Annotated in this window: 21 protein-coding genes, 1 CRISPR repeat array and 1 other annotated feature; all 21 genes read right to left on the reverse strand. The window is 25.6% G+C overall.

The window, feature by feature from the left end; all coding sequences use genetic code 11:
- Positions 1 to 648, reverse strand: a complete 648-nt coding sequence (locus CHF27_RS06650; protein WP_095404412.1) for a CRISPR-associated endonuclease Cas6 — start codon at positions 646 to 648, stop codon at positions 1 to 3.
- 96 nt (positions 649 to 744) lie between these two features.
- On the reverse strand, positions 745 to 1035 hold the full coding sequence (gene cas2, locus CHF27_RS06655; protein WP_095404411.1) for a CRISPR-associated endonuclease Cas2: 291 nt from the start codon (positions 1033 to 1035) through the stop codon (positions 745 to 747).
- 3 nt (positions 1036 to 1038) lie between these two features.
- Positions 1039 to 2022: a CRISPR-associated endonuclease Cas1 gene (cas1, locus tag CHF27_RS06660; protein WP_095404410.1), complete on the reverse strand. Its 984-nt coding sequence runs from the start codon at positions 2020 to 2022 to the stop codon at positions 1039 to 1041.
- Positions 2023 to 2078: 56 nt separating this feature from the next.
- Positions 2079 to 3779: a CRISPR direct-repeat array (repeat unit 38 nt; unit sequence GTCTCAATCCTTGTTTTATTGGATAGATAGTCTTTTAT).
- Positions 3780 to 3926: 147 nt separating this feature from the next.
- Positions 3927 to 4217, reverse strand: a complete 291-nt coding sequence (gene cas2, locus CHF27_RS06665) for a CRISPR-associated endonuclease Cas2 (RefSeq protein ID WP_095404409.1) — start codon at positions 4215 to 4217, stop codon at positions 3927 to 3929.
- A 223-nt stretch (positions 4218 to 4440) separates the two neighbouring features.
- Entirely contained in the window at positions 4441 to 5670 is a 1230-nt protein-coding gene (locus CHF27_RS06670; protein WP_095404607.1) for a ComEC/Rec2 family competence protein, read from the reverse strand.
- A gap of 243 nt (positions 5671 to 5913) precedes the next feature.
- A complete protein-coding gene (locus CHF27_RS06675) occupies positions 5914 to 6408 on the reverse strand; it encodes a YARHG domain-containing protein (protein WP_095404608.1) in 495 nt (164 codons plus the stop codon).
- Positions 6409 to 6604: 196 nt separating this feature from the next.
- On the reverse strand, positions 6605 to 7693 hold the full coding sequence (locus CHF27_RS06680; protein WP_095404609.1) for a dipeptide epimerase: 1089 nt from the start codon (positions 7691 to 7693) through the stop codon (positions 6605 to 6607).
- A gap of 27 nt (positions 7694 to 7720) precedes the next feature.
- Entirely contained in the window at positions 7721 to 8881 is a 1161-nt protein-coding gene (locus CHF27_RS06685) for a DUF819 family protein (protein ID WP_095404610.1), read from the reverse strand.
- A 30-nt stretch (positions 8882 to 8911) separates the two neighbouring features.
- Positions 8912 to 10291, reverse strand: a complete 1380-nt coding sequence (gene pepV, locus CHF27_RS06690) for a dipeptidase PepV (protein WP_095404611.1) — start codon at positions 10289 to 10291, stop codon at positions 8912 to 8914.
- A gap of 201 nt (positions 10292 to 10492) precedes the next feature.
- Complete coding sequence (rbr, locus tag CHF27_RS06695; protein WP_095404612.1) at positions 10493 to 11029, reverse strand: rubrerythrin; 537 nt, start codon at positions 11027 to 11029, stop codon at positions 10493 to 10495.
- Between the two features lie 352 nt (positions 11030 to 11381).
- A complete protein-coding gene (locus tag CHF27_RS06700; RefSeq protein ID WP_095404613.1) occupies positions 11382 to 12422 on the reverse strand; it encodes a YdcF family protein in 1041 nt (346 codons plus the stop codon).
- Positions 12423 to 12661: 239 nt separating this feature from the next.
- The gene (locus CHF27_RS06705; RefSeq protein ID WP_095404614.1) at positions 12662 to 12949 is read right to left on the reverse strand and encodes an AbrB/MazE/SpoVT family DNA-binding domain-containing protein; all 288 of its coding nucleotides are present in this window, start codon (positions 12947 to 12949) and stop codon (positions 12662 to 12664) included.
- A 109-nt stretch (positions 12950 to 13058) separates the two neighbouring features.
- On the reverse strand, positions 13059 to 14042 hold the full coding sequence (locus CHF27_RS06710) for a hypothetical protein (protein ID WP_095404615.1): 984 nt from the start codon (positions 14040 to 14042) through the stop codon (positions 13059 to 13061).
- Positions 14043 to 14114: 72 nt separating this feature from the next.
- Positions 14115 to 15908, reverse strand: a complete 1794-nt coding sequence (locus CHF27_RS06715; RefSeq protein ID WP_243444967.1) for a DNA polymerase domain-containing protein — start codon at positions 15906 to 15908, stop codon at positions 14115 to 14117.
- Between the two features lie 137 nt (positions 15909 to 16045).
- The gene (locus CHF27_RS06720) at positions 16046 to 16747 is read right to left on the reverse strand and encodes a hypothetical protein (RefSeq protein WP_095404616.1); all 702 of its coding nucleotides are present in this window, start codon (positions 16745 to 16747) and stop codon (positions 16046 to 16048) included.
- A 105-nt stretch (positions 16748 to 16852) separates the two neighbouring features.
- Positions 16853 to 18625 (reverse strand): tetratricopeptide repeat-containing diguanylate cyclase, encoded by a 1773-nt coding sequence (locus tag CHF27_RS06725; protein ID WP_095404617.1) that lies wholly within the window; start codon positions 18623 to 18625, stop codon positions 16853 to 16855.
- A 431-nt stretch (positions 18626 to 19056) separates the two neighbouring features.
- A complete protein-coding gene (locus tag CHF27_RS06730) occupies positions 19057 to 19887 on the reverse strand; it encodes a hypothetical protein (RefSeq protein ID WP_095404618.1) in 831 nt (276 codons plus the stop codon).
- Positions 19888 to 20250: 363 nt separating this feature from the next.
- Complete coding sequence (locus tag CHF27_RS06735) at positions 20251 to 20973, reverse strand: amino acid ABC transporter ATP-binding protein (protein WP_095404619.1); 723 nt, start codon at positions 20971 to 20973, stop codon at positions 20251 to 20253.
- Between the two features lie 9 nt (positions 20974 to 20982).
- The gene (locus tag CHF27_RS06740; RefSeq protein ID WP_095404620.1) at positions 20983 to 21705 is read right to left on the reverse strand and encodes an amino acid ABC transporter permease; all 723 of its coding nucleotides are present in this window, start codon (positions 21703 to 21705) and stop codon (positions 20983 to 20985) included.
- A 19-nt stretch (positions 21706 to 21724) separates the two neighbouring features.
- A complete protein-coding gene (locus tag CHF27_RS06745) occupies positions 21725 to 22534 on the reverse strand; it encodes a transporter substrate-binding domain-containing protein (RefSeq protein WP_095404621.1) in 810 nt (269 codons plus the stop codon).
- 224 nt (positions 22535 to 22758) lie between these two features.
- Positions 22759 to 22967, reverse strand: a binding site (T-box leader).
- 131 nt (positions 22968 to 23098) lie between these two features.
- The gene (locus tag CHF27_RS06750; protein WP_095404622.1) at positions 23099 to 23299 is read right to left on the reverse strand and encodes a cold-shock protein; all 201 of its coding nucleotides are present in this window, start codon (positions 23297 to 23299) and stop codon (positions 23099 to 23101) included.
- Positions 23300 to 23531: the final 232 nt, after the last annotated feature.

Below are 23531 nucleotides of genomic sequence, written 5' to 3' on the forward strand. Positions count from 1 at the left end.
TCACACCACCCTTACATTAGATACTATCGTTCCGTATCCTATAGACTTTCTTTTTCCTACGCCCATATAGCTTGGTATGTATACATTACTTATAAATTCTCCATTAAATCCTATAAGTACTGTATCTTTCATAACTAATTTAATAGGTCTAAAATTTCCTTTTACCATTATTTTTTTATCTACCCTTATACCACAATCTTTAAAATTAGATAATAAATTATTTTGAAGTTGTTTATCTAAACTAAAATCTCCATTTTTATACTTCTTATAATTTTCATTATTTAAAGCTAACCAAGGAGTTTCAAATTTATATGAAAATAATTCATCCTTAACTTCAAATTCATCTTCATAAATCTCAACACTTGTCTTAAATCCACTTATAATTTTCCCTGATATATTAAGTTCTTTTAAGTCTAATAAATTTTGCTTTATAAGCTGTTCTCCTTCATCCATCCCTAATATACATAGTTTATTATTTATAAGCTTATATTGAATTTTAGGCATTTGATAATTAAATTCATACGTATTTTTATGATTATGAAACTTTATTTCATCTTTATATAAATTTCCTATATAACCCCTTAGCTTTTCTACTTCTTTACTTTTAAAATCTTCTTTTGTGTCAAATTTAATTAATATTAGCTTCAATTTTACCTCCAAACATTCCCATATTTATTACAATTATATCATTCTTTAGAATTTTTTTCATTAAAATAAGGTATCCTATAATTTTTAGAATACCTTTTAAAATATTACGCAACTACATTCATCTATAACTAAATCTTTCTTAAAAGAGTTGCCCATAAAATCTGCATTGTTTAGTTCTCTTTTTCCCATAGGAAATATGTATATAGAATCTTCTTGTAAATTTGTTATATTTTCAAATATCAAGTTCAATAATTTTACATCTGGTTCTTCAATATTACCAAAAAATATACTTTTTTGAACTCTGTAAAGTCCCATATCCATACATTCTTTTATTACATCTCTCCTAGTTTTATCATTAGATATATCATATATAACCCATACAAACACACTTTAACTCTCCTTCAATATTCTATTTGCAATATTTTGACAATCATACCTTATTATATTTTCAAATTCTATATTACGCTCTTTGTATCTTATTTTAGATTTTAATACATCCATATATTTAGTTATAAGAATTTGTTTTCCATTCGTGTTTAAATAATATTCTTCATCATTTATATCAAAGCATTTTTCATTAATTTCATTAGCATTTAATACTTTAAATACTATTTTATCAATATATCCTCTATACATCTCAATTAAGTCAAATACAAATGTCTTTTTGTTATAATTATCAACATGCATAATCCCTATATAGGGATCTAATCCTGTTAAAACACAAGCTTTTTCTATATTCGAGTACATTATTCCATATCCGTAATTCAACATACAATTAAATTCATCTTTAGCTGGCCTCTGACTTCTACATTCAAATTTATATTTTTTAGGAAGTAATTCTGATAATGATGAAAAATACATTCTACTTGCACTACCTTCGTGACCTTGTATATTTAACCTTATATCTTTTATTTTTCTTGTGCTAGGTATTTGTTGTATTTTTATGAGTTGCTTATTCATATTGGCAGTTGTATCATATATGATTTGTTTAATTGAAGAATTTCTTGTTCTAGATAATTCCCGTAAATTCTTTATTTGATTATTTATCTTCTGAGATAGAATTTCTTTTATAAGTATTGTACCTAACTTACTTTCTTCTAATTTTAATTGATTTTTTCTTATAGTACTTATACTTCCCATTTTATTATTATGAAGTCTTCCTAAGGGATTACCCACTTTATCTATCATAACTATATCTATATCATTTTCAAGTGCTAATTCCATAGCATCTGATGTTATTGTTATTCCTGATGTTATAAGAATTTGTTCTACTTTTTTAGCTGATAATTCTTGTTTTTTATCTTCATATTTTAGTTTAAAACAATCTCCATTTTTAGATACATTTGTTCCTAATGTATTTATTACTAATTGCATATTTTAATCACCTCTATCTATAAAGATAGACTAATTTTATAAATTTTATACAACTTATTTTAATCCTTGTTTTATTGGATAGATAGTCTTTTATTGAAATTAAAAAACTAGAAAAAGAAAATAAATTAGATATTTGTCTCAATCCTTGTTTTATTGGATAGATAGTCTTTTATAGCATCTACAATAACTTTAATTAGTGCATTACTTGTTTACTTGTCTCAATCCTTGTTTTATTGGATAGATAGTCTTTTATAATATGATTGAAAATAATAACATATTAAAAGAGTCAAAAGTGAGTCTCAATCCTTGTTTTATTGGATAGATAGTCTTTTATAAATTAACAAGTTAATAGTAACAAAAAGAGTTAAAGTTTGTGTCTCAATCCTTGTTTTATTGGATAGATAGTCTTTTATTTTGAAAATTGAATGGTCATCATAGGGGAAAGTCAGGAAAGTCTCAATCCTTGTTTTATTGGATAGATAGTCTTTTATTAAAATTCAAGACTTAATCAATTGTGACAAAAACTATTCTTGTCTCAATCCTTGTTTTATTGGATAGATAGTCTTTTATTAATCAATTGCGATAAGAATTATAGTTTATCAGCAGAGTTTTATGTCTCAATCCTTGTTTTATTGGATAGATAGTCTTTTATTTCAAATGAATATAGAATATCAAATAGCAGATTTGTTGGGTCTCAATCCTTGTTTTATTGGATAGATAGTCTTTTATAAAACAAAAGAGAAGTAAAAAGAGGATTAACAGAAGAATTGTCTCAATCCTTGTTTTATTGGATAGATAGTCTTTTATGGGAAATTAAAGAAATCAATGAAGCACTAGGGATGCAAAAGCCTCAATCCTTGTTTTATTGGATAGATAGTCTTTTATTTAATATGATAGCAGCGTTAATAAGTTATATATCAAATGAGTCTCAATCCTTGTTTTATTGGATAGATAGTCTTTTATAATATCGTCAGTTGGAACAGATAATGGCAGACCAACGTAAACAGTCTCAATCCTTGTTTTATTGGATAGATAGTCTTTTATATATGACAAAATTTATCAAACATATGAATTTGTAAGAGGAAGGGTCTCAATCCTTGTTTTATTGGATAGATAGTCTTTTATATAAAAAACATTAGCAGTTATAAAGAACAAACTGCGTTATGTCTCAATCCTTGTTTTATTGGATAGATAGTCTTTTATAAAGATGTTGGGTACAAGCTATAAAAGATATAGAGTTTAAGTCTCAATCCTTGTTTTATTGGATAGATAGTCTTTTATTTTCACCTGCTGATTTTTCATCCATGATATTTTCAAAATTAAGTCTCAATCCTTGTTTTATTGGATAGATAGTCTTTTATAATTAAAAAATGATAAGATAACGGCAGAGATAAAAAAAGAGTCTCAATCCTTGTTTTATTGGATAGATAGTCTTTTATAAGTGCAGTCCCTGCTACACCAGCTGTTGCAGGATTAGGTCTCAATCCTTGTTTTATTGGATAGATAGTCTTTTATTTAAAAAAATAAGGGGGTTTCAAATGAATAATTTAAATTTAATAGTCTCAATCCTTGTTTTATTGGATAGATAGTCTTTTATGAAGTTAATATATTTAGTGATTCAATAGAAGTTTATAAAAAGTCTCAATCCTTGTTTTATTGGATAGATAGTCTTTTATGAATTGCAAAGGATGCGAACTATAAATTTAGACAATAATTTATGTCTCAATCCTTGTTTTATTGGATAGATAGTCTTTTATAGCTAATTTTTTTATTTCATTATAGTTTCAATAGTTTCACGATTATTTTTACTTAGTTTCACACTTTATTTTTTATAAAGTTATCCACACCTCAACTTTATATCTATATTTATTATTATACATTTATATAAAACATATTTCAATAGTTTAAAAAAATATGCTTTCCGTTTGACCTGTTACAAGAGATTTATCAAATGATAACCCTATAAATCTAGCTTCATCTAAATGCTTTTTAGTCATTGGAAATACATATACACTATCTTCTTTAAAATCTATTATATACCTAATAAGTACTTTTAGACTTCCTAATGCCTTTAAGTCTATATCTCCAAAAAAAACACTCTTTTGAACTCTATACAATCCATATTTTTTACATTGTTTTATAACTCTATTTCTAGTTTTATTTAATTTTATATCATAGATTACCCATACAAACAATAATATCACCTCTATTGAATTTTAGACTTTTAATATATATTTCATACCTTCTAAAAATTTTAATTTTATGATTTATCTTATCTTGTATAAACAATCTAAGTTGATATTTTTGTTAATATAGAATTAGCTTTTAAATAAACTAGAAAAGGGGTTCGATATAAGTTTTCCTACATGTAAAAAAAACTTATACTCATCCCCAAAATTAGATTAACTCAAATCATAATTAAAAACACTTTTTACAAGGAACATATCCTTTGTTTTGTGCTTCACTTTCACTCATTGGAATTGCTCCTTCCATTTTATGAGCTGTTGGTGATGAATGATATTTATTTGATTTAGATTTTCCACCATTAGCATAAACTGTATTTGTATTTTGTACCTCTTCTGATTGTGGCTGTGATTTAGGCTCAGCTACTACAGCAACATTCTTTGATGACGAATAACTTCTGCTACTATTTTTTGATGAATCAGCGCTATCCTTTCCTGGTTTATAGTCTCCTTTTTTACAATTCACTGCTAATCCATTACCTGTGGATTTAAATATTATATTTCCACACTCATCACTTCTATGAACTTCTATATTATTAGATTTTAAAGTATCCATAGTTTCTATATGTGGGTGACCATATTTATTATTTTCTCCTACTAATATAACTGCATATTTTGGACTTATCTTATTTATAAAGCTTAAAGTTGAGCCACTATGTGATCCATGATGTCCTATTTTAATTAAATCTACTTTTCCAGGATTTATTTTGCTTTCTATTTCTGCTTCTGCATCTCCCATTAATAAAACTTTATCTTTTCCATTTGTATATAATAATACTATAGAATTATTATTAAGATCCTTTTCATTTGCTACAGATAAAACTTTAAACGTTGAAGTTCCTAATTCAAATTCACTGTTTAAAAGTGGAACACTTGGATACAATCCTTTGTTAGCCATAGCATTTATAAAGTCTGAATAAGTTTTATTATCTGCATCTCCATTACTTACATATACGTTTTTTACTGCTATAGAATTTACTACTGCATCAAGTCCACCTATATGATCTGCATGTGGATGTGTTGCAAATACATATTCTAATTCACTAACACCATTATCTTTTAGATATGATACTACTCTACCTTCGTCATCATTATCCCCACCATCTATTAAAGCCGCTTTATTTCCTTGTTTTATAAGTATAGCATCACTATTACCTGTATTTATAAAATGCAGCTCTGCTTCTTTAGTCTGTACTATGTTAGCAGTTTTTTCACCACTACCATCTTTAGTTGTATTTTGTTTAGTGTCTTTTTGTTGGTGTGTTGTTGTAGTTTCTTGCGTATTTTCTACTTTACTCTTCATTTCTAAAGTATTTTTATCTTGACATGCAGTACATAAAATTAAGAATACTACAACTGCCAAAATAACAGTAAAATTTTTAGGTCTAAATATTGATTTTTTCATTTCTTATCCCCCATTAATGTCTAATATAATTATAACATTAATATTATACATTAAAAAACGGGATATTTTATGATATCATATCAAAATATGTTGTTTTTACTACATTCTTAAATCTAATCATTTATTATTTCACCTAAGTTTATACTACATGCTATTAATGGAATAACCCCTTAAACTAGACACAAAACTTGTGAAATCTAATTTAAGGGGTTATTTTTGTAATAAATTTTCTATTACTTATTTTTAACTTCTTTCTAATTTCTTAATTAAATTTATATTTTTTTCTTCATATTTATTTAACTGTTGTGAATCTCCTTTAAAACTTTCATCAACTTTATACCATTGTTTTGCACTAAAATAAGTTTTATATGGCTCATTTTCAAATATATATCCATGTCTAGCAAATATCTCATTTCTTATAAGTGCTAGTTTAGGTTTAGTGTGCTTACTTAATTCACCTTCTGTTAAATATCTTTTATCACTATCTTGAATTATAAAATCACCTACTATAGCTTCTTGTTTTTTTTCAGGTTGCTTTTTTTCAGGTTGCTTTTTTTCCTCTTTTACTTTAGTAACTTTTTGTACTGGCTTAGATTCTTTTTTATTTTCACTTAACTCAACATAAGCCACACCACTTAAAAATCCACATACCATACATATAACTAAGAATATTTTAAATTTCTTAGATTTTTTAGATTTAGAATTATACTTATGTTTTTTTTCTAATGTTTTTTTCAAATTTTTATCTCCCTATTTAATCAATTCTTTATATTTCTTAAATTTTCATTATTAACTATATATTATAATATTATCAAAATTTATCCAAATTGAGAACATATATAGTGAATTTCAGTATTTTATGTAAAAAAATAAGAGATTTTACTCTCTCATTTTTTATATTAGTCTTACCAAATCAGCTTTCTATAATATTCTATTAAATATATATTAAACCATCAATAGATTTAACTCCAAAACCAGGTTCATTAGAAACACTTATATTACGATTATCAAATATTACCCCACCATTTACAGGGTCCTTACTACAAAGCACAGGTCCATCTAAATCAATTTTAGTTATAATACTCTTAGCACATGCTAAATGAACTGCTGCATTAACACTAACCTTGGCTTCTAACATACATCCTATCATACATTCAACTCCATAAATTTGTGCTAATGAACAAATTTTTAATGCATTGTATATACCACCAGTTTTCATAAGTTTTATATTTATAAAATCTGCTGCCCTATTTTGTAATATATTAAGTGCATCTCTAGGAGAAAATATACTTTCATCAGCTAAAACTGGTATAGAAATATTATCTGTTACAAACTTTAAACCTTCTATATCATGTGCTATAACTGGTTGTTCTACAAATTCAATATTAAGTCCCTCATCTTCCATACTTCTTAAAATCTTAACAGCTTCTTTTGGTTTCCATCCTTGATTAGCATCTATTCTTAAATTAATATCGTATCCTACTGCTTTTCTTATAGCTTTTATTCTTTCTAAATCTTTATAACTATCTTTTCCTACTTTTATTTTTAAAGTGTCATATCCTCTATTTATAGCGTCTAAACTATCTTTTGCCATTTCTTCTGGTTCATTTACACTTATTGTTATGTCTGTTGTTATTTCTTTTCTATATCCACCTAGCAACTTGTATACAGGTGCATTATACAATTGACCATATAAATCATATATAGCTATATCTACAGCAGCTTTTGCACTTGTATTTTTAAGTACACAAGTATTTAAACTAATTAATATTTCTTCTAAGTTTTCTATATCCATTCCTATAATTGTTTTTTTTATATGGTCTTCTATTGCTCCAATTATTGCTTTTGTTGTATCACCTGTTATTACTCCTGTAGGTGCTGCTTCTCCATATCCTATATTTCCTGTATCTGTTTTAATTTCTACGATAATATCTTCTACACTATTTACTGTTCTTAAAGCAGTTTTAAAAGGTGTTCTAAGTGGAACAGAAATTTTACCTATATTAATTTCAGTTATTTTCATTAAAATCCCTCCCTTATAAATCCTTATCTATATAATACAAAGTATTCTTCCTACTAAAAGTCCACCTCCAGTTCCTATTATATAACCCAAAAGTGCCATAAGTACACCAATTGGAACCAATGATTCACTATATGCTCCTGCTAATATTGGAGCTGATGCAACTCCACCTATATTAGCAAGACTTGCAACTCCACAAGTAAATAAGTCAAGTTTAAATAATTTGGCTACTATTGTTAATATAATAAAATGTATACCTAATATGAAAAATCCTGAAATTATATAAATTGGGGCTTGAGTAAGTTCTGCAAAATTCGCTCTAGATGCTATAAGTGCAACTATTGTATAAAGCATTATATTAGAAATTTGTGAAGAACCTGGTATCTTAGCAATCGGACTTATAGCACAGATTATACCTAGTATTGTAGCTATTACAACAGTCCAAGTTGTGCCTTGTAAAAATTCTCCTTGTGGACAAACTCCTCCTAAGTATTGAGATACTGCTGAAACTAATAAACTCAATCCAAGTAATACTATCATATCTATAAACTCAATTTCTTTTCTCAAACTATCTTTATCTTTTTGTAGTTTATATCCAATTTCATCAATTAATTTTGTGTTGGCTTTAGTCCATTTATTAAATCTAGGTGCAAATGAAACTAGCCATAATAAGAACATTACCCATATAGAATAATTTATAGAATCCATAAGAAGTGTATATCCTAGCTTTGAATCAGGTACATTAAGTGCTCCTTGTATTGCAACCATATTACCAGTTCCACCCATCCAGCTTCCAGCAAGAGCAGCAAATGATTTCCATGTATCTACTTCATAATAATTTTTAAATATCGCATATGTTATTACAAATCCTACTCCTATACTTATTGAAGCTGCAAAAAATCCTATTAGCATCTTTGGACCTAACTTTAATATTTTTCTTATATCACATCTTAACAACATTAAAAATATCATAGCTGGCAATAAATTATCTTTAACACCTTTATATACTAGTGTTATGTTTTCTGTTTTTTGCCAAACTCCAAAAGTAGAAAGCAACATAGCTGTAAAATATAATAAAACTATTGCAGGTATATAATTAAAAAATTTAGATTTACTTTTCTTTTCTATAAATACAAGCATACTTGCAAAAAATATTAAAAAAGCTAAATATGTAAATCCATTTGTAATCATATTTTCCCCCCCTTTTTATATTTTAATTTTTTAGTTAGCTAATTCACAAATAGCACATACCATTATCTCAATATTTTTTAATAATCCGTTTATATCTATATATTCATTAGGTTTATGCTCTACCATTGGTTCTCCTTTAAATATTGGTCCAAAGGCAACTATATTAGGCATGCTCTTTGCATAAGTTCCTCCACCTATTGATATTAAATCAGCTTTTTCTCCCATTTGTTCTTCATACACTTTTTGAAGTTTTTTTATTAATTCACTTTGTGGTGAAACATATAAACTTTTTTTATGTTTTGTATATACTTCTTTAAAATCACCTAACTTCATCTTTTCTCTGAATATAAAGTTAAAATCCTCATAGTTCTTTGTTACTGGATATCTCATATTAATTGATATGCTTATTTCTTTTTCATTTCCTTGAATTTTTCCTAAGTTCAGTACAAATTTTCCAGAAATATCATCTTCTAGGTATATATCCATACTTTCCCCTGTAGTGTCTGTTCCTATATATTTATTCATAAAATTCACAAATTCTTTAACGTCTTTATTGAAATTTAACTTTTGTAAAAATAACAATAAATGACTTATTGCATTTTTACCTATTTCTGGTGTGCTTCCATGAGCTGAAATTCCATATGATTTTACTAAAATCATATTATCGCTTATTTTATCAATTTCTATTTCCTTTATTTCTTTTGACATATCTATAATATTATCTGTTTCAGCATCTAAAACAAGGATTTCAGCATCTGCATACTCAGGTACTACATTTGGTGCAGTACCTCCTTTTATACTTTTAAGAATGATTTTTTCATCTTGATTTAGATTCTTTTTATATTCACATGTTACTATGCCTTTTTCCCCATTTATAATTGGATACTCTGCATCTGGTGTAAATCCAGCTACCGGTAGTTCTTCTTTTTTTTCAATATAATGTTTAACACATTCACTTGAGGTTTCTTCATTTAATCCAAATATTACTCTTACTCTTTTTTTTATTGGTATGTTTAAATCTTTTATTATTTTTAAAGCATACAATGCACCTATTGTAGGTCCTTTATCGTCTGTAGTTCCTCTTCCATACATTTTTCCATCATGTATTTCTCCTTCATATGGAGGGTATTTCCATCCTTTACCTTCTGGAACTACATCTAAATGCCCAAGAACAGCTACCATTTCATCTCCCTTGCCATACTCTGCATATCCAATTTTATCATCTAGATTTACAGTTTTAAACCCAAAATCCTCAGAGAGATTTAAACAATAATTTAATGCTTCTTGTATTCCTAAACCAAAAGGTGTTCCTCCCTCACCTCTATTTTCTACACTCCTTATTTTTATGCATTCTTTTAGTGACTGAATTATCTCTTCTTTCATTTCTAATATTTTTTTATTAACATCCATTTTATTCCTCCTTAAAATTTTTAATAATCTATACAAAACTTAATTCATTGTATCTAAAAAAGCCCAATAAATGAAAGTTATTTAATGGACTTTGATTATGTTTATACTTTATAAGTATACATTAGTTAATTTCAAAAAATTTTTCAATCTTATTGAAACATAGCATTTTTATATTATATTTAATTTTTTATATTTTAATGACTAGAATTTATCCGCTTTTATTTCAAAATAAGCTTTTGGATGAGCACATACTGGACATACTTCTAATGCTTTTGTTCCTATATGTATATGTCCACAGTTCATACATCTCCATTCTACCTTCTCTTGTTTTTGGAATACATTTTCTTCTTGTACTGTTTTAAGAAGTTCTAAGTATCTTTCTTCATGTTGCTTTTCTATTTTCCCAACTTCTCTAAGTAAAAATGCTATCTCTTTTAACCCTTCTTCTTCTGCATCTTTTGCAAATTTTTCATACATATCAGTCCACTCATAGTTTTCACCATTTGCAGCATCTTTTAAATTTACTTCTGTTGTTGGTACTCCATCATGTAATAATTTAAACCACATTTTTGCATGTGCCATTTCATTATGTGCTGTTTCTTCAAATACAGCTGCTATTTTGTTATAGCCTTCTTTTTTAGCTTGTGATGCATAGTATGTATATTTATTTCTAGCTTGAGATTCCCCTGCAAAAGCAGCCTTTAAGTTTTCTTCTGTTTTAGTTCCCTTTAAGTTCATTTTATTTACCCCCATTTAATTTGATTTTTTTTTCAATTATTTATAAGTTTTATCTTTATATGTTATATTTTAATTTCATTTATATTACCAATTTATTCCCATTTTATTATTTTGTCAAACTATTTTTTAAACAAATACATTAGTAAGAAACATTTTTAATTCATAAAATTGGGTACTAAAAAAGAACTGCCTAAAGAATATAATAATTTTGTGAAATAACCTAATAAATAGCTGAAATATAAGTTTCACCGACATTTGCAGTCGTGTTTTTTGCCTGCACGGAGGAAAACTTATATTTAGCCTAAGCGATAGGTTAACCCAAAATTGTATTTTAAGACAATCCTTTTTTTAATTAAGGTATATATACAAATCGTTGTAAAATAGCTAATATTACACCTAAAATTAATAATAAACAAACAACAATTATATGTCTCTTTTTATTCATTACACAAATAGCAATATATTCTCTAATTATCGCATTTGGAATAAAATAAAGTGCTGTTTTAGATCCAATTCCTTCACTTTTAAGATTTGCAATTCTTGCATAAATACCAGCTCTAAATAAGTGATAGTTATTTGTTACAAATATACTATTATGTTTATTTGGCATTAATTCATCCATTATATTTTTAGAAAAAGTCATATTTTGAAGTGTACTAACAGATTTATCTTCTAAAATAGTATCACTAGGATTTACTCCTTTTTCTATTGCATATCTTTGCATGCCTAAAGCTTCTGGTATTTTTTCATCAGAGCCTTGACCTCCTGAGAAAATAATTTTTGGAGGTTTCGTAACTTCAGCTTGTTTATTATAGAACTCAATAGCTTTATTGATACGACTCGCCAATAACGGAGGAACCTTATCGCCAATTAATCTACTTCCTAAAACAATGATGAAATCTTGGTCTAATTTTGGACGATTAAATTGATAAATCAATGAAATCATCAAGAAGTTAAAGACATCAAATAAGAAATAAAGTTCTATTATACCAAATATACTAAAAAATGCCCCTACTTCAGGAGAGAAGAATCTTTGAGGATTAATAATAGATAAAATAACATGAACTATAAGTGCTATTGCTAAAAATAAAGTTAATAAATTAGCAGTTGTTCGACTTTCTCTTTTCATTACAATTTTAGCATTTATAAATAATGCAACAATTAAGGCGTAAATACCAAGTGAAAGCATTATTAAGATTGGTAAAAGTAAAACAACTCCTAAAATCATAAAAAATACATTTCCTGTTGAAAATAATATAAACAATATTGTACCCATAAGTGAAGCTAAAAAGATGTTAAATAATAATCCATTAATAAGCTTTGTCTTATCACGTAAATAAGAAATTAAAAAAATAGCTAATAAAACTGCTGTTAAAACTAGGAGAAAACCCATAATACACCTCTATTTAAAATAAAATTTTTAAGTTTATTTTATTATACCAAAAAATTACTATAAATTTTAATTTTTTGTCTTATTATCTGTAAAAATTCACATTTTGCTTATTTGATATAATTTTTATAATAATTAAGAAAAGGGTCTATCTTAAAAACATAAGAATTTTGTGAAATAACCCAGTGAATAGCTGAAACATAAAAACTTATATTCAGCCATTCGCTGGGTTAATAACAAAATTACTTTGTATGTAATTTACTTATTTGTGCTAAACATTTATCACATATTTTTCTCTCTCTAAATGTTTGCATTGTATTTTCCTCATTCTCTTTAAGTCCACATATATTACAGCTGTTTTCTACAGTAACTGGAGTTACTAATATACCACCTTCAACACTTTGAATAGAAACATACGATCCTATACAAATATCTAATGATACTCTTAATTCTTTAGGTATAACTATTCTTCCTAAATCATCAACTCCTCTTATTATTCCTTCTTGTGCTTTCAAATTATTTTTATTCATATATAAAATACTCCTTTATTTTTTTAATTAGTTAAATTTCACAAAATTATCATACCATTTATGTCATTTTTTGTAAAATGCTTCAATAAAAGATTATTTAAAATAAAAATTAATTTTTATTCTTATCTAAACATTTCTCAGGATTAATATATATAATTTCCCATTTTCCATTCTTATTTTTCTTATAATCAGCTATTTTTATATCTACTCCATTAGTCAACTGATAAAAAAGAACATAGTACTCATTATTATACTTGTCCTTAAAATAGACCTTCTTTTCATATCCGTCTTTTTTAACTTCTAAATCTCCATTTACTAATGAACACCATTCTTTATATTTAATCTCAACAAAATATTTAGCATCATAAGACCAACCATGATATGGTGCACATAAATAATTTTCTGGAGCATATTGCATATCCTTAATTTTATACATTCCATTTTCTTCTTCTAAATAAATGTATCCATAATAATATGCAAATACGCCTTTATTTTCATTTGTTCCTTCTATAACTTCTAATTCCACAAAATACTTTATGCTATTAGGATTATCTTTATCTGGTTCTACTTTATTTAATTTAATTAAATTTATATGTAACTTATTTTCAAATGATTTTAAGTATTCATTATAAGAAATTTGTTTTTTATAAGAATTTGATAAAAAATTATAGGCAACAGGATAAGGTCCCTTAGCATCTCCCAATGTCCCACATCCAGTTTGTGTTTCATCATTTGGATTTGCTGCGTCTCTTAATACAATAAAATAATTAATTATAGTATCTTGTGGTGTTTTTAAAAGTTCTTTAGGTATATTTATTTCCGAGTAATTTTTACCATACATATCATAAATCGAATTTTCTATTTTACCATTTAATATTGGCATATTTGATGGTCTAAAAAATTGTTCAAAAATATAATTTTGCTCACTATTATCCGCTTTTCTATCATTTTCTTTATTATCTTCTATTTTAGTTTCTTTTATATAACTTCCACCTAGTATTAGTTTTTCTGGGTTCTTTTCTTCAGTATAAGATATTGCAGTTGTTCCTACTGCAATCATTATAATTAAAACTATAATTTTTGTTGTTAACATAATTTACCCCTTTTTAATTATTAAATATATTTATATATATTCTTTACTAAATACTAAGCATTTATGTTTTTATTATCTTAATAAATTAACATTATCTAAATAATCAAATAACGTAAAATTATTCTCACAAACAAAATCATCTAAGCGTTTGTTTGCCAATTTTATATACCAATTCTTATCCAGATAATCTGGAATTTCTTTTCCTATAACCTTATTATTATCAATAAATACCCTATCTGGGGTATTAGCTATTTTCTCAGGTAAATTACCATGTTTTACCTTCATGATTGCAAAATCAGATAAAGATTTACTTGCAAAAACCCTTATAACTTTAAGATTAATTTTTTCACTACCATAAACTGCATATCCATATTTATTGCTTACTTTAACGCACTTTTGAAAATCAATTAAATCAGTAGTATTATTTATAGTATCTTCTATACTAACATCATTAAGAAGTTTTTCTACAAGTGCTTTATTTATTATTGGCAAATCATTATCTATAAGACTTAATTTCTTAACATAAGCACCTTTGCTTTTTATCTTACCGTTATCTTGAATAAAAATATAATTATTAACATCCTTTTGAATTATTTTTTCTATAAAATCATGTTCAAGATCCATTCTAGTCCTAATACTCCACTCTTTGCATATTTCTATGTATCTTTTTACATCTTCTTTGCAGTTAAATTTAAACATAACACCATCAGTATTTCCTTGAATAAATTCTGCATTATCTTTAAATTCTAATTCAACTTTTTCAATTAAGTCTAAAAGCAATAATTGACCATTAACACAAACTGCATTTCCCATCATTGGATCATATAAGTCATTATTAATATCTTTACTTGAACCGTAAGTACTATTAAGTACAATTTTCAAAGATTTTTCAATAGGATTTTTCTCTTCTTTAAATTTAATCCTTGTTTGTTTAATTTCTTTAAATTTATGAGGATTAGTCACATTTCTACTAAGCATGTTGTATTCTATCATTAATGATGGATAAAATGAACTAACATCTGAATTTACGATAAATCCTTCTGCTTGATATTTCTTTCTAGCACAATGAAGTCCACCCCATCCGAAATCAGTTTCAAGTCCATAGATAATACATCTACATGAGGTATTGTACTTTCTATTTTCCATATTTAAATACCACTCTTTGATATTTTTATATTTATCAAGTTTTAGTGTATCTACTATCTCAAATTCAAAATCATCATTTCTATCAAAATTATTTTTTTTAGCTCCTAATATAGTCGCACTAAGTTGAGCTTTCGTTTTATTAAGCATTTCAGGACTAAAATCAAAGTATTTAATAAGCCCTAATTGAGCTTCATATTCATAATACGTTTCCTCAAATACTTTATAAGTCATCCTAACATCATGCAAACAATATATTTTTAATTCATCAATTTGTAATTGAGTTGGGTATGTCATTAAATCAAATGGTACTGTTGTTTCTCTTATATCTTCTCCCATAAATAATTCTAATTCTTTTAAGCTTCTCATCCCACTACTTAATTCAAATAACAAAAGTTTTATTTTATTTAATGAACGGTCTATTTTCCATCCTGATAGTTTTTCTTGTATAAGCTTATCTGATACAATACATGGATCTATCCCTGCAATTATTGCCTTCATAATCCATTGATCGTATCCTTTTATATTATATCCTACCCATACAGCATCTTTGTTTTTGTTGAAAATTCTTATAAATTCTTTTCTATCATTGATAATTGTATGTTCTGTTTTTGTTTTATAATCTTTCATACAAACCATCCAAAATCCTACTTTGGATAATACTTCAAAGTCTATTATTATTATTCTTCTTTCTTTTTTTTCATTATTATTGATTGAATTCATTTTTATCTCCTAAATTCATTAGATAACAAATTGTTATCCCATTTATATTTACTATTTTCTTTAATATTAGACTATTTATTCAAAAAAGTAGGAAAACCTGCTTTTACACAAATTTCCCTACAATATAAAATATAAACTTATTTATTATTTTTACTTTTTATATTCATAACTAATCCTTCTATATCTAAAACTCTATCTAAATAGTACCATTTACACTCAGTTGATAACTTTGCATACTTGTCCTTTTTATCATAGTTACTAGCTTTTTTATTATAAAACTTAAATTCTTTCTTTCCATCTTTATTCTTAATAGTTTCATATCTTAACTCATCCATAAACTTAGATTCTAAGTAACCGTATACTTGAACCCTTTTTATATCATATATATTTTTAACTAAATTTCTTTTAATCGGATCTTTTTTATCTTCTACTTGTAAATTTAAATGTACCCCAACATAATAGTTTTGATTATTTTTTGATTCAAATTCATTTTTATCTACTATTAGTCTGTTATGTATATCTTTATCTATACAAGTTTTTACACTTATTTTCTTATTATTTAAATCATCTGAGTTAATACCTCTATAATTTAAATAATTTAAAACTCCACACTCACCTATCTTTTGTGCAAATATAGCTTGCTGCGCTATTTGCTTTTGAAGTTTTTCATCTTTAATGTTTGAAGGTACTAATTTTTTATATTCTTTAGATTCTTCAACATAGTTCTTAGCATATTGTTTACATTCATTAATTTGATGCTCTGTTATGTTTACTGATTTAGTTACTAATTCACTGAATTTATGTTTTATTTTAATATTTTTTACATTTATTTGTTTCAATTTTATTTCTCCTTAGTTTTTAGTATTTTAATATTTCTCATATAATACCTTACCCTAAATTTGTTATATTTTCAACCTTACTCATAATTATAATTAAATATATAATTATTTGAAAACAACTTTGTTTTTACCCGTATTTTTAGCTTTATATAGATTTTCATCAGCTAATTTAAGTGCATCTTCACCTTTATTAGTAAAACCTATGCCTAAACTAAGTGTTACTTTTAATTTTTCTTTTAATTTTATAGATTCAGTAAACATACGTATATTCTCAGCCAACTCAATAACTTCATGTATATCTTTATTTTTTATTAAAACACAAAACTCTTCTCCACCGTATCTAAAAACTAAATCTTCTTTATCTAATAAATTTTTTATAATTTTAGCTGTAGTTTTTATAAATAAGTCCCCTGTACTATGTCCATAAGTATCATTAATTTTCTTAAAATCATCTATATCTATCATTATAATAGATATATTTTCTTTTTTTAATATTGCTTTATTATAACAAAAATCAAAATATTTTCTATTATAAACACTAGTAAGTCCATCTACTATATTTTGTTTTTTTAATTGTCTTAACTTTCTCACTAAAAAACTAATTATTAAAAATACAATAATAGTAACTATTGATAAACTTTTATAAAAAAACAATTGTTTTTTACCACTTTTAATTAATTCACCTTCTTTTTCAAGGTGGTTAATTAAATAATCTCTATTTTCCTTATTTCTGCTTAATTCATTTTTATTATATAAGTTTACTAATAATTGTTGATAATTAGCTCTTGACTTTTCATCTCCTAATTGATGGTATACATCAGCAATTTTATCTAACAATTTAATTTCCTTTACATATTCTTTTTCAGATATTTCTTCAGCTTGTTTATAATAAATTATAGCTTGTTTATTTTCACCTCTTGCTAAATTTAAATTACCTAATGCTAAATTATAATAGTAGTATGTATATAACATATTAATCTTTTTTTTATCTACTATTTTTTCTTTAACACTATATAATAGTTTTTCTGCTGAATTTAATTGTTTTTTTTGTATATATATATTTGATTTTATTATATCAATCATATTTTTTAAATCTTGTGAAGTTATCATTTTATTTAATTTTTGAACATACTTTATCTGTTGTCCTTTTTCTAAAGCTTTATCATATTTTTCTAAATCCATGTATAATTCAACTAAGTTCATTAAAATATAATTTTTTAAAAATATATTTTTAGATTCATATTTTTTCATTATATTAAATGCACGTTGCATTGCTTCTTCAGCATTTTTATAATCTCTAAGCTCATAATATACAGCACCTAAATCACAAATTAAACGAGATAATAAAAATTCATCATCTAAACTTTCAGATAATTTAATTGCTTTTAATAGATAGTTAACTTCTCTAGCATAACTTTTATCTACCCTATAAATCTGATAATAACTATTGTATTTACATAAATTTATCCCATCAGTTAAATTGGCTATATTTTTCACAATATCATCTAATGCTTTCATTCCTATCTCACTTTTCCTTGATGCAACAGATAGATATCTTGCCATATCCATCATTGGCTCGTATAAAAAAACATATTGTTTTTTAGGTATATAGTTACAAGTCTTTTTAAATACTTCATTTGCTTTTTCATAATTTCTTTCAAATGCCCAATATTTCATTAAAAATTTTGAGTTATAACAAATTACTTTTAAATTTTTTTCATCTTCTATATAATTCATGGCTTTTTCAAAATACGTTTTAGCATTTTTTAAGTCATCTTTGTAATATCTAAAATATCCTAATATAAAGTATTTTTGAAAACTATCTTTTTGTTTTATAATTTTATTTTGTATATTTTGAATATACTTATTACTTAACACTTCTTTGTCATCAGAACTTTTTATTATTTTTTCTATGATATTGTAGTTATCAACATATTTACTTTTTTTTTGTAAACTAAATGTGATAATACAAAATATTATTATAATTGATAAAATAAATATTTTTTTTAATTTATTATTATGTTTTATATAGTATTCCTCCTAACATATATTTTTACAATTTTATATTTATAATAAAATATACGGATTAATTCTTATTAACATAAATTTTAAATTTGTCTTATTTTGATATTTTTTGTTATATTTTAATTATTTTACAATATTTTTTAGTATTATCCAATAATGTAGTACATATCATAAAAATGCTACAATCGTAAAAAGAACATATAAGTACTATATTTCGCTTTACTTATATGTTCTTTATTTGTTTGAGCTATTCATAAAACTCATATGTACATATTTTAATCAATTTATCCAATCCAAACTCCATCTTTATTAAAACTTTGTAATTTATTATCAACCATACACTTAGTATCAGATAACATTTTTCCCTGTCCATCAAAATAGTACCATTTATTATCAGATTTTAACCAACCAGTTTTAACAGTACCATCTCCATTTAAATAATGCCATCCTTTATCATTTTTAATCCATCCTTGTTTATAAGACATCCAACCATTATCATAAAAATGATACAATTTTCCATCTACATATCTAAAACCAGTATACATTTCTAAACTATAATATTCACTTGAACCCTCTTGTTTTCCAAAATAATACCATCTACCATTATCTTTAAACCAATCAGTTTTAACAGTACCATTTCCATTAGAATAATACCAAGCAGTGTAAGTTTTATTAGTCTTTTGGTCAACTTCTTTATGATTTATCCAACCTTTATGAGTTGTCATACTACCATCTTTATTGAAATAATACCAATCAGACAAAACATTATAAGCACCATCTTTACATAACAATCCAGTATGTTGATTTATATAGTACCATTTATTATTATATTTAAACCATCCAGTTCTAAGCGTTCCATCCCCATTAAAATATCTACCATCAGAAAAACCTACTCTTTTAGATATAGCACCATCACTTTCAAAGCAGTACAACTTGCCTCCTATATAAAATGCAGTATCGTGAACCATCACTCCTGAGTCATCAAAGAAATACCAATTATCTTTATCTTTTTGCCAACCATAGATAGTTTGTTCTGCCTTTATGTCTGAAGTGTTTGTAGTGAAAAATAAAAGACCTAAAAAAATACTATATATTATTTTGCTTTTTATTCTCATATTGCTTATCCCCCTGTTTAAATTTCAACATATTTAGTAATAGTATAACATATGTGTCATGTAAAATATTGTAAAATTAAGTATATTTAATATATAAGTTTATGTTATAAATTTTACTGAATAATCTAATGTTATTAACATATTCCTTTTAAATATGAACTAAATCCTAATATATACTTCATTTTCCATTTTTATTGTACAGGTAGTATTTTATTAATCATAAAAAAAGAAAGCAATAACATCAAAAATTATTACTTTCTTGTAGGTTTACAATTTTTTTTAATATAAAAATTTAATGATCCTTATGTTTTTGCTTCTTCTTATACTGATTTACCATGAACTACCTAATCATACAAACTTCTTTTATAATACTTTATCTAAAAATTGTTTTGTTCTTTTATACTTTGGATTATTAAATATATCTTGAGGTATTCCCTCTTCTAATATATATCCTTCATCCATAAATACTACCTTATTAGCAACTTCTTTTGCAAATCCTATTTCATGTGTAACAACAGCCATTGTCATCCCTTCATTTGCAAGTTCTTTCATTACATCTAAAACTTCTTTTACCATCTCAGGGTCTAGTGCTGATGTTGGCTCATCAAATAACATAACATCTGGTTTCATAGCTAATGCTCTAGCTATAGCTATTCTTTGTTTTTGCCCTCCAGATAGTTGTGATGGATAAGCATTTTGTTTATCTAAAAGCCCTACTCTGTCTAAAATGTTTAGTGCATCATTTATAGCATCTTGCTTTTTTACTTTCTTAACCTTAGTTGGTGCTACTATTATATTTTCAAGCACTGTCATGTTAGGAAATAAGTTGAAATTTTGAAATACCATTCCTATATTTTGTCTAACTACATTAATATCACATTTTTTATTTAATATATTTTCATCATTAAATATTATTTGCCCATCATTTGGCTGTTCTAATAAATTTATACATCTTAGTAAAGTACTTTTACCTGAGCCACTTGGCCCTAATATAGCTACAATTTCACCCTTACTTATATTTAAATCTATTTCTTTTAAAACTTCAATATTTCCGAACTTCTTTTTTATTTTTTTTATTTGTATCATTTTGCCCCCCTATCCTACTTTATTAACTCCAAATTTATTTTTTAGTAAGCGTTGATTTTTTACATTTTTATTTTGTAATTTTAATTCAAATGCTCCAACTAACTTTGATAAACTAAATGTAAGTATGAAATATATCATAGCTGCTACTAATAATGGTTCAAAAGCTAGATAAGTATTACCTTTTACTATATCTGCACTATACATTAAATCTTGTATTCCTATAACTGATGCTATTGATGATTCTTTTACTAATACTATAAATTCATTAGCTAATGCAGGTAATACATTTTTTAATGCTTGTGGGATTATTATAAGTCTCATACTCATTGAATAATCTAATCCTAATGAGCGACTAGCCTCCATTTGTCCTTTATCTACAGACTGTATTCCAGATCTAAGTATCTCTGCTATATATGCACTTGAATTTATTGAAAGAGCTACTATCGCAGAAATATATTCCGATTGTATAGATCCTAAGTCTGGAAATTTAATACCTATAGTTGGAAATCCAAAGTAGATTATATATATTTGAACTAACAATGGTGTTCCTCTTAAAAATTCTATATATACACTGGATAATAAACTTAATATTTTATTTCTTGATATTCTACCTAAACATATTATAATTCCTACCATAAATCCTAAAACTAAAGTAAATAAAGATATTACTATAGTTATTTTTGTACCATCTATAAAAAATTGTGAATATTTACTTAAAAATGTAAAATCCATACACTAATCTCCCTTCAACTTATTGAGCTAATTCTGTAGCTATTTTAACAAATTTCTCTATTTTACTTTCTTTTTCTAATTTATTTAACGCTTTATTTACAGCATCTAATAAAGACATATCATCAGATTTATCAATAGCTATAGCCGAACCTTCAACTGCATCTTCACCTAATTCTATATTAGTATCTATTATTTGTGGATACTGATTTAAGTAACCTATTATAGCTTCTTTACTTACTACTATCGCATCTACATTATTATTTTGAAGTTCTAACACTACATCAGATATTTTGCTTAATGATTTTATATCAGTAGATTGAATAACATCCTTAGCTATACTTTCTTGTAAACTAGCTTTTTGTACAGCTATCTTTGAATTTTTTAAATCTTCTACAGTTTTATATTTTTCCTTATTTTCTCCTTTTATTAAAATAGTGTGTTCTCCATTATAATAAACATCTGTGAAGTTAACAGCTTTTTTTCTTTCTTGTGTAGGACTCATTCCTGCAACAACCATATCTATATTTCCTGATTTAAGAGCTCCTAATAATCCGTCAAACTTCATATCTTTTATTTCTAACTTTACACCTAAATCCTTAGCTATTTCTTGTGCCATCACCATTTCAAAACCTACAATAGTATCTTTACCATCTATTTCTTTGTGGAATTCGTATGGTGGATAATCAGCACTTGTACCTATAGTTAAAACTCCTTTATCTTTAACTGCTTGCAATTGATTGACATCTTTTTTAGATGAAGAACATCCTACTGTACCTAAACTTAAAACTCCTACTAACATAACTAATACTGATTTTTTTAATTTTTTCATAATAATACCTCCCATTTAATAAATAATTGTAATTGATAATAACTTTTTAATATTGTTTCATTTTAAAACTTAGAGACTGTTTTTGATAACAAAAAGTCCCTTAGCAAAATGCTAAGAGACGAAATTATCCGTGGTACCACTCTTATTGATAAGCCAGTCAATAATTAATAATGATAGTGCTAAATATAATTTTTTATAATAAAAAAGTCCCTTGGTTATAAAAACCAAGAGACGAATTATATCCGCGTTACCACTCTTATTGATAAGTAAACTTATCCACTCCATCCCTTAAGGCAGGCCACCGATTACTATACTATTATTTCAAGTAATCTTCTCCAAAGCTCTCTTCAGATTAAACTTCATTACTAGGCTTACACCAACCCTAGCTCGCTGAAAATCCATTTATTCTTACTCTCTTTTTCACTGAATTTATTTTATTAATTTTTTATTATAATTATATTATAACTTTTCTTGAAAATTGTCAATATATTTTAATTTATTTATCAAACTTTATAAAATAAAAAAAAGACTCACTTAGGAGTCTTTTTCCACACTGTCTATATATTATAATATAGTTATGTTTTCTGCTTGAGGACCTCTAGCACCTTTAACTATATTAAAGCTTACTTTTTGACCTTCTTCTAATGTTTTGAATCCATCAGTTTGTATAGCTGAGAAATGTGCGAAAACATCATCTCCACCTTCTACTGATATAAATCCAAATCCTTTTTCACTATTAAACCATTTTACTATTCCGTTAGTCATTCTAACATCTCCTATAAACCTATATCAAGATATTCTTGATTTACTTGTATCTCTACAATAATTATTATAACACTTTTTCTAAATAATATACAGTTTTTTTTTATATTATTTAAAATTATATATTTTTCTCAAAATATTTAATGATATTGCCTTATGGTCTTGGATATTTATCTAGCTAAAAAAGTTGCCTCAAATATATGAGACAACTTTTTTATTTAATCTTAGTCTTCAC

The organism is Romboutsia maritimum (assembly GCF_002251085.2).
Classification (GTDB): Bacteria; Bacillota; Clostridia; order Peptostreptococcales; family Peptostreptococcaceae; genus Romboutsia_B; species Romboutsia_B maritimum.

What these genes read in the sequence shown, in the direction of transcription:
- CHF27_RS06740 (WP_095404620.1), bottom strand. Translation starts at nt 21,705, where the DNA reads ATGGATTTTACATTTTTAAGTAAATATTCACAATTTTTTATAGATGGT.
- pepV (WP_095404611.1), bottom strand. Translation starts at nt 10,291, where the DNA reads ATGGATGTTAATAAAAAAATATTAGAAATGAAAGAAGAGATAATTCAG.
- CHF27_RS06710 (WP_095404615.1), bottom strand. Translation starts at nt 14,042, where the DNA reads ATGTTAACAACAAAAATTATAGTTTTAATTATAATGATTGCAGTAGGA.
- rbr (WP_095404612.1), bottom strand. Translation starts at nt 11,029, where the DNA reads ATGAACTTAAAGGGAACTAAAACAGAAGAAAACTTAAAGGCTGCTTTT.
- CHF27_RS06680 (WP_095404609.1), bottom strand. Translation starts at nt 7,693, where the DNA reads ATGAAAATAACTGAAATTAATATAGGTAAAATTTCTGTTCCACTTAGA.
- CHF27_RS06750 (WP_095404622.1), bottom strand. Translation starts at nt 23,299, where the DNA reads ATGACTAACGGAATAGTAAAATGGTTTAATAGTGAAAAAGGATTTGGA.
- CHF27_RS06685 (WP_095404610.1), bottom strand. Translation starts at nt 8,881, where the DNA reads ATGATTACAAATGGATTTACATATTTAGCTTTTTTAATATTTTTTGCA.
- CHF27_RS06715 (WP_243444967.1), bottom strand. Translation starts at nt 15,908, where the DNA reads ATGAATTCAATCAATAATAATGAAAAAAAAGAAAGAAGAATAATAATA.
- CHF27_RS06730 (WP_095404618.1), bottom strand. Translation starts at nt 19,887, where the DNA reads ATGAGAATAAAAAGCAAAATAATATATAGTATTTTTTTAGGTCTTTTA.
- CHF27_RS06670 (WP_095404607.1), bottom strand. Translation starts at nt 5,670, where the DNA reads ATGAAAAAATCAATATTTAGACCTAAAAATTTTACTGTTATTTTGGCA.
- CHF27_RS06735 (WP_095404619.1), bottom strand. Translation starts at nt 20,973, where the DNA reads ATGATACAAATAAAAAAAATAAAAAAGAAGTTCGGAAATATTGAAGTT.
- CHF27_RS06745 (WP_095404621.1), bottom strand. Translation starts at nt 22,534, where the DNA reads ATGAAAAAATTAAAAAAATCAGTATTAGTTATGTTAGTAGGAGTTTTA.
- CHF27_RS06700 (WP_095404613.1), bottom strand. Translation starts at nt 12,422, where the DNA reads ATGGGTTTTCTCCTAGTTTTAACAGCAGTTTTATTAGCTATTTTTTTA.
- CHF27_RS06705 (WP_095404614.1), bottom strand. Translation starts at nt 12,949, where the DNA reads ATGAATAAAAATAATTTGAAAGCACAAGAAGGAATAATAAGAGGAGTT.
- cas1 (WP_095404410.1), bottom strand. Translation starts at nt 2,022, where the DNA reads ATGCAATTAGTAATAAATACATTAGGAACAAATGTATCTAAAAATGGA.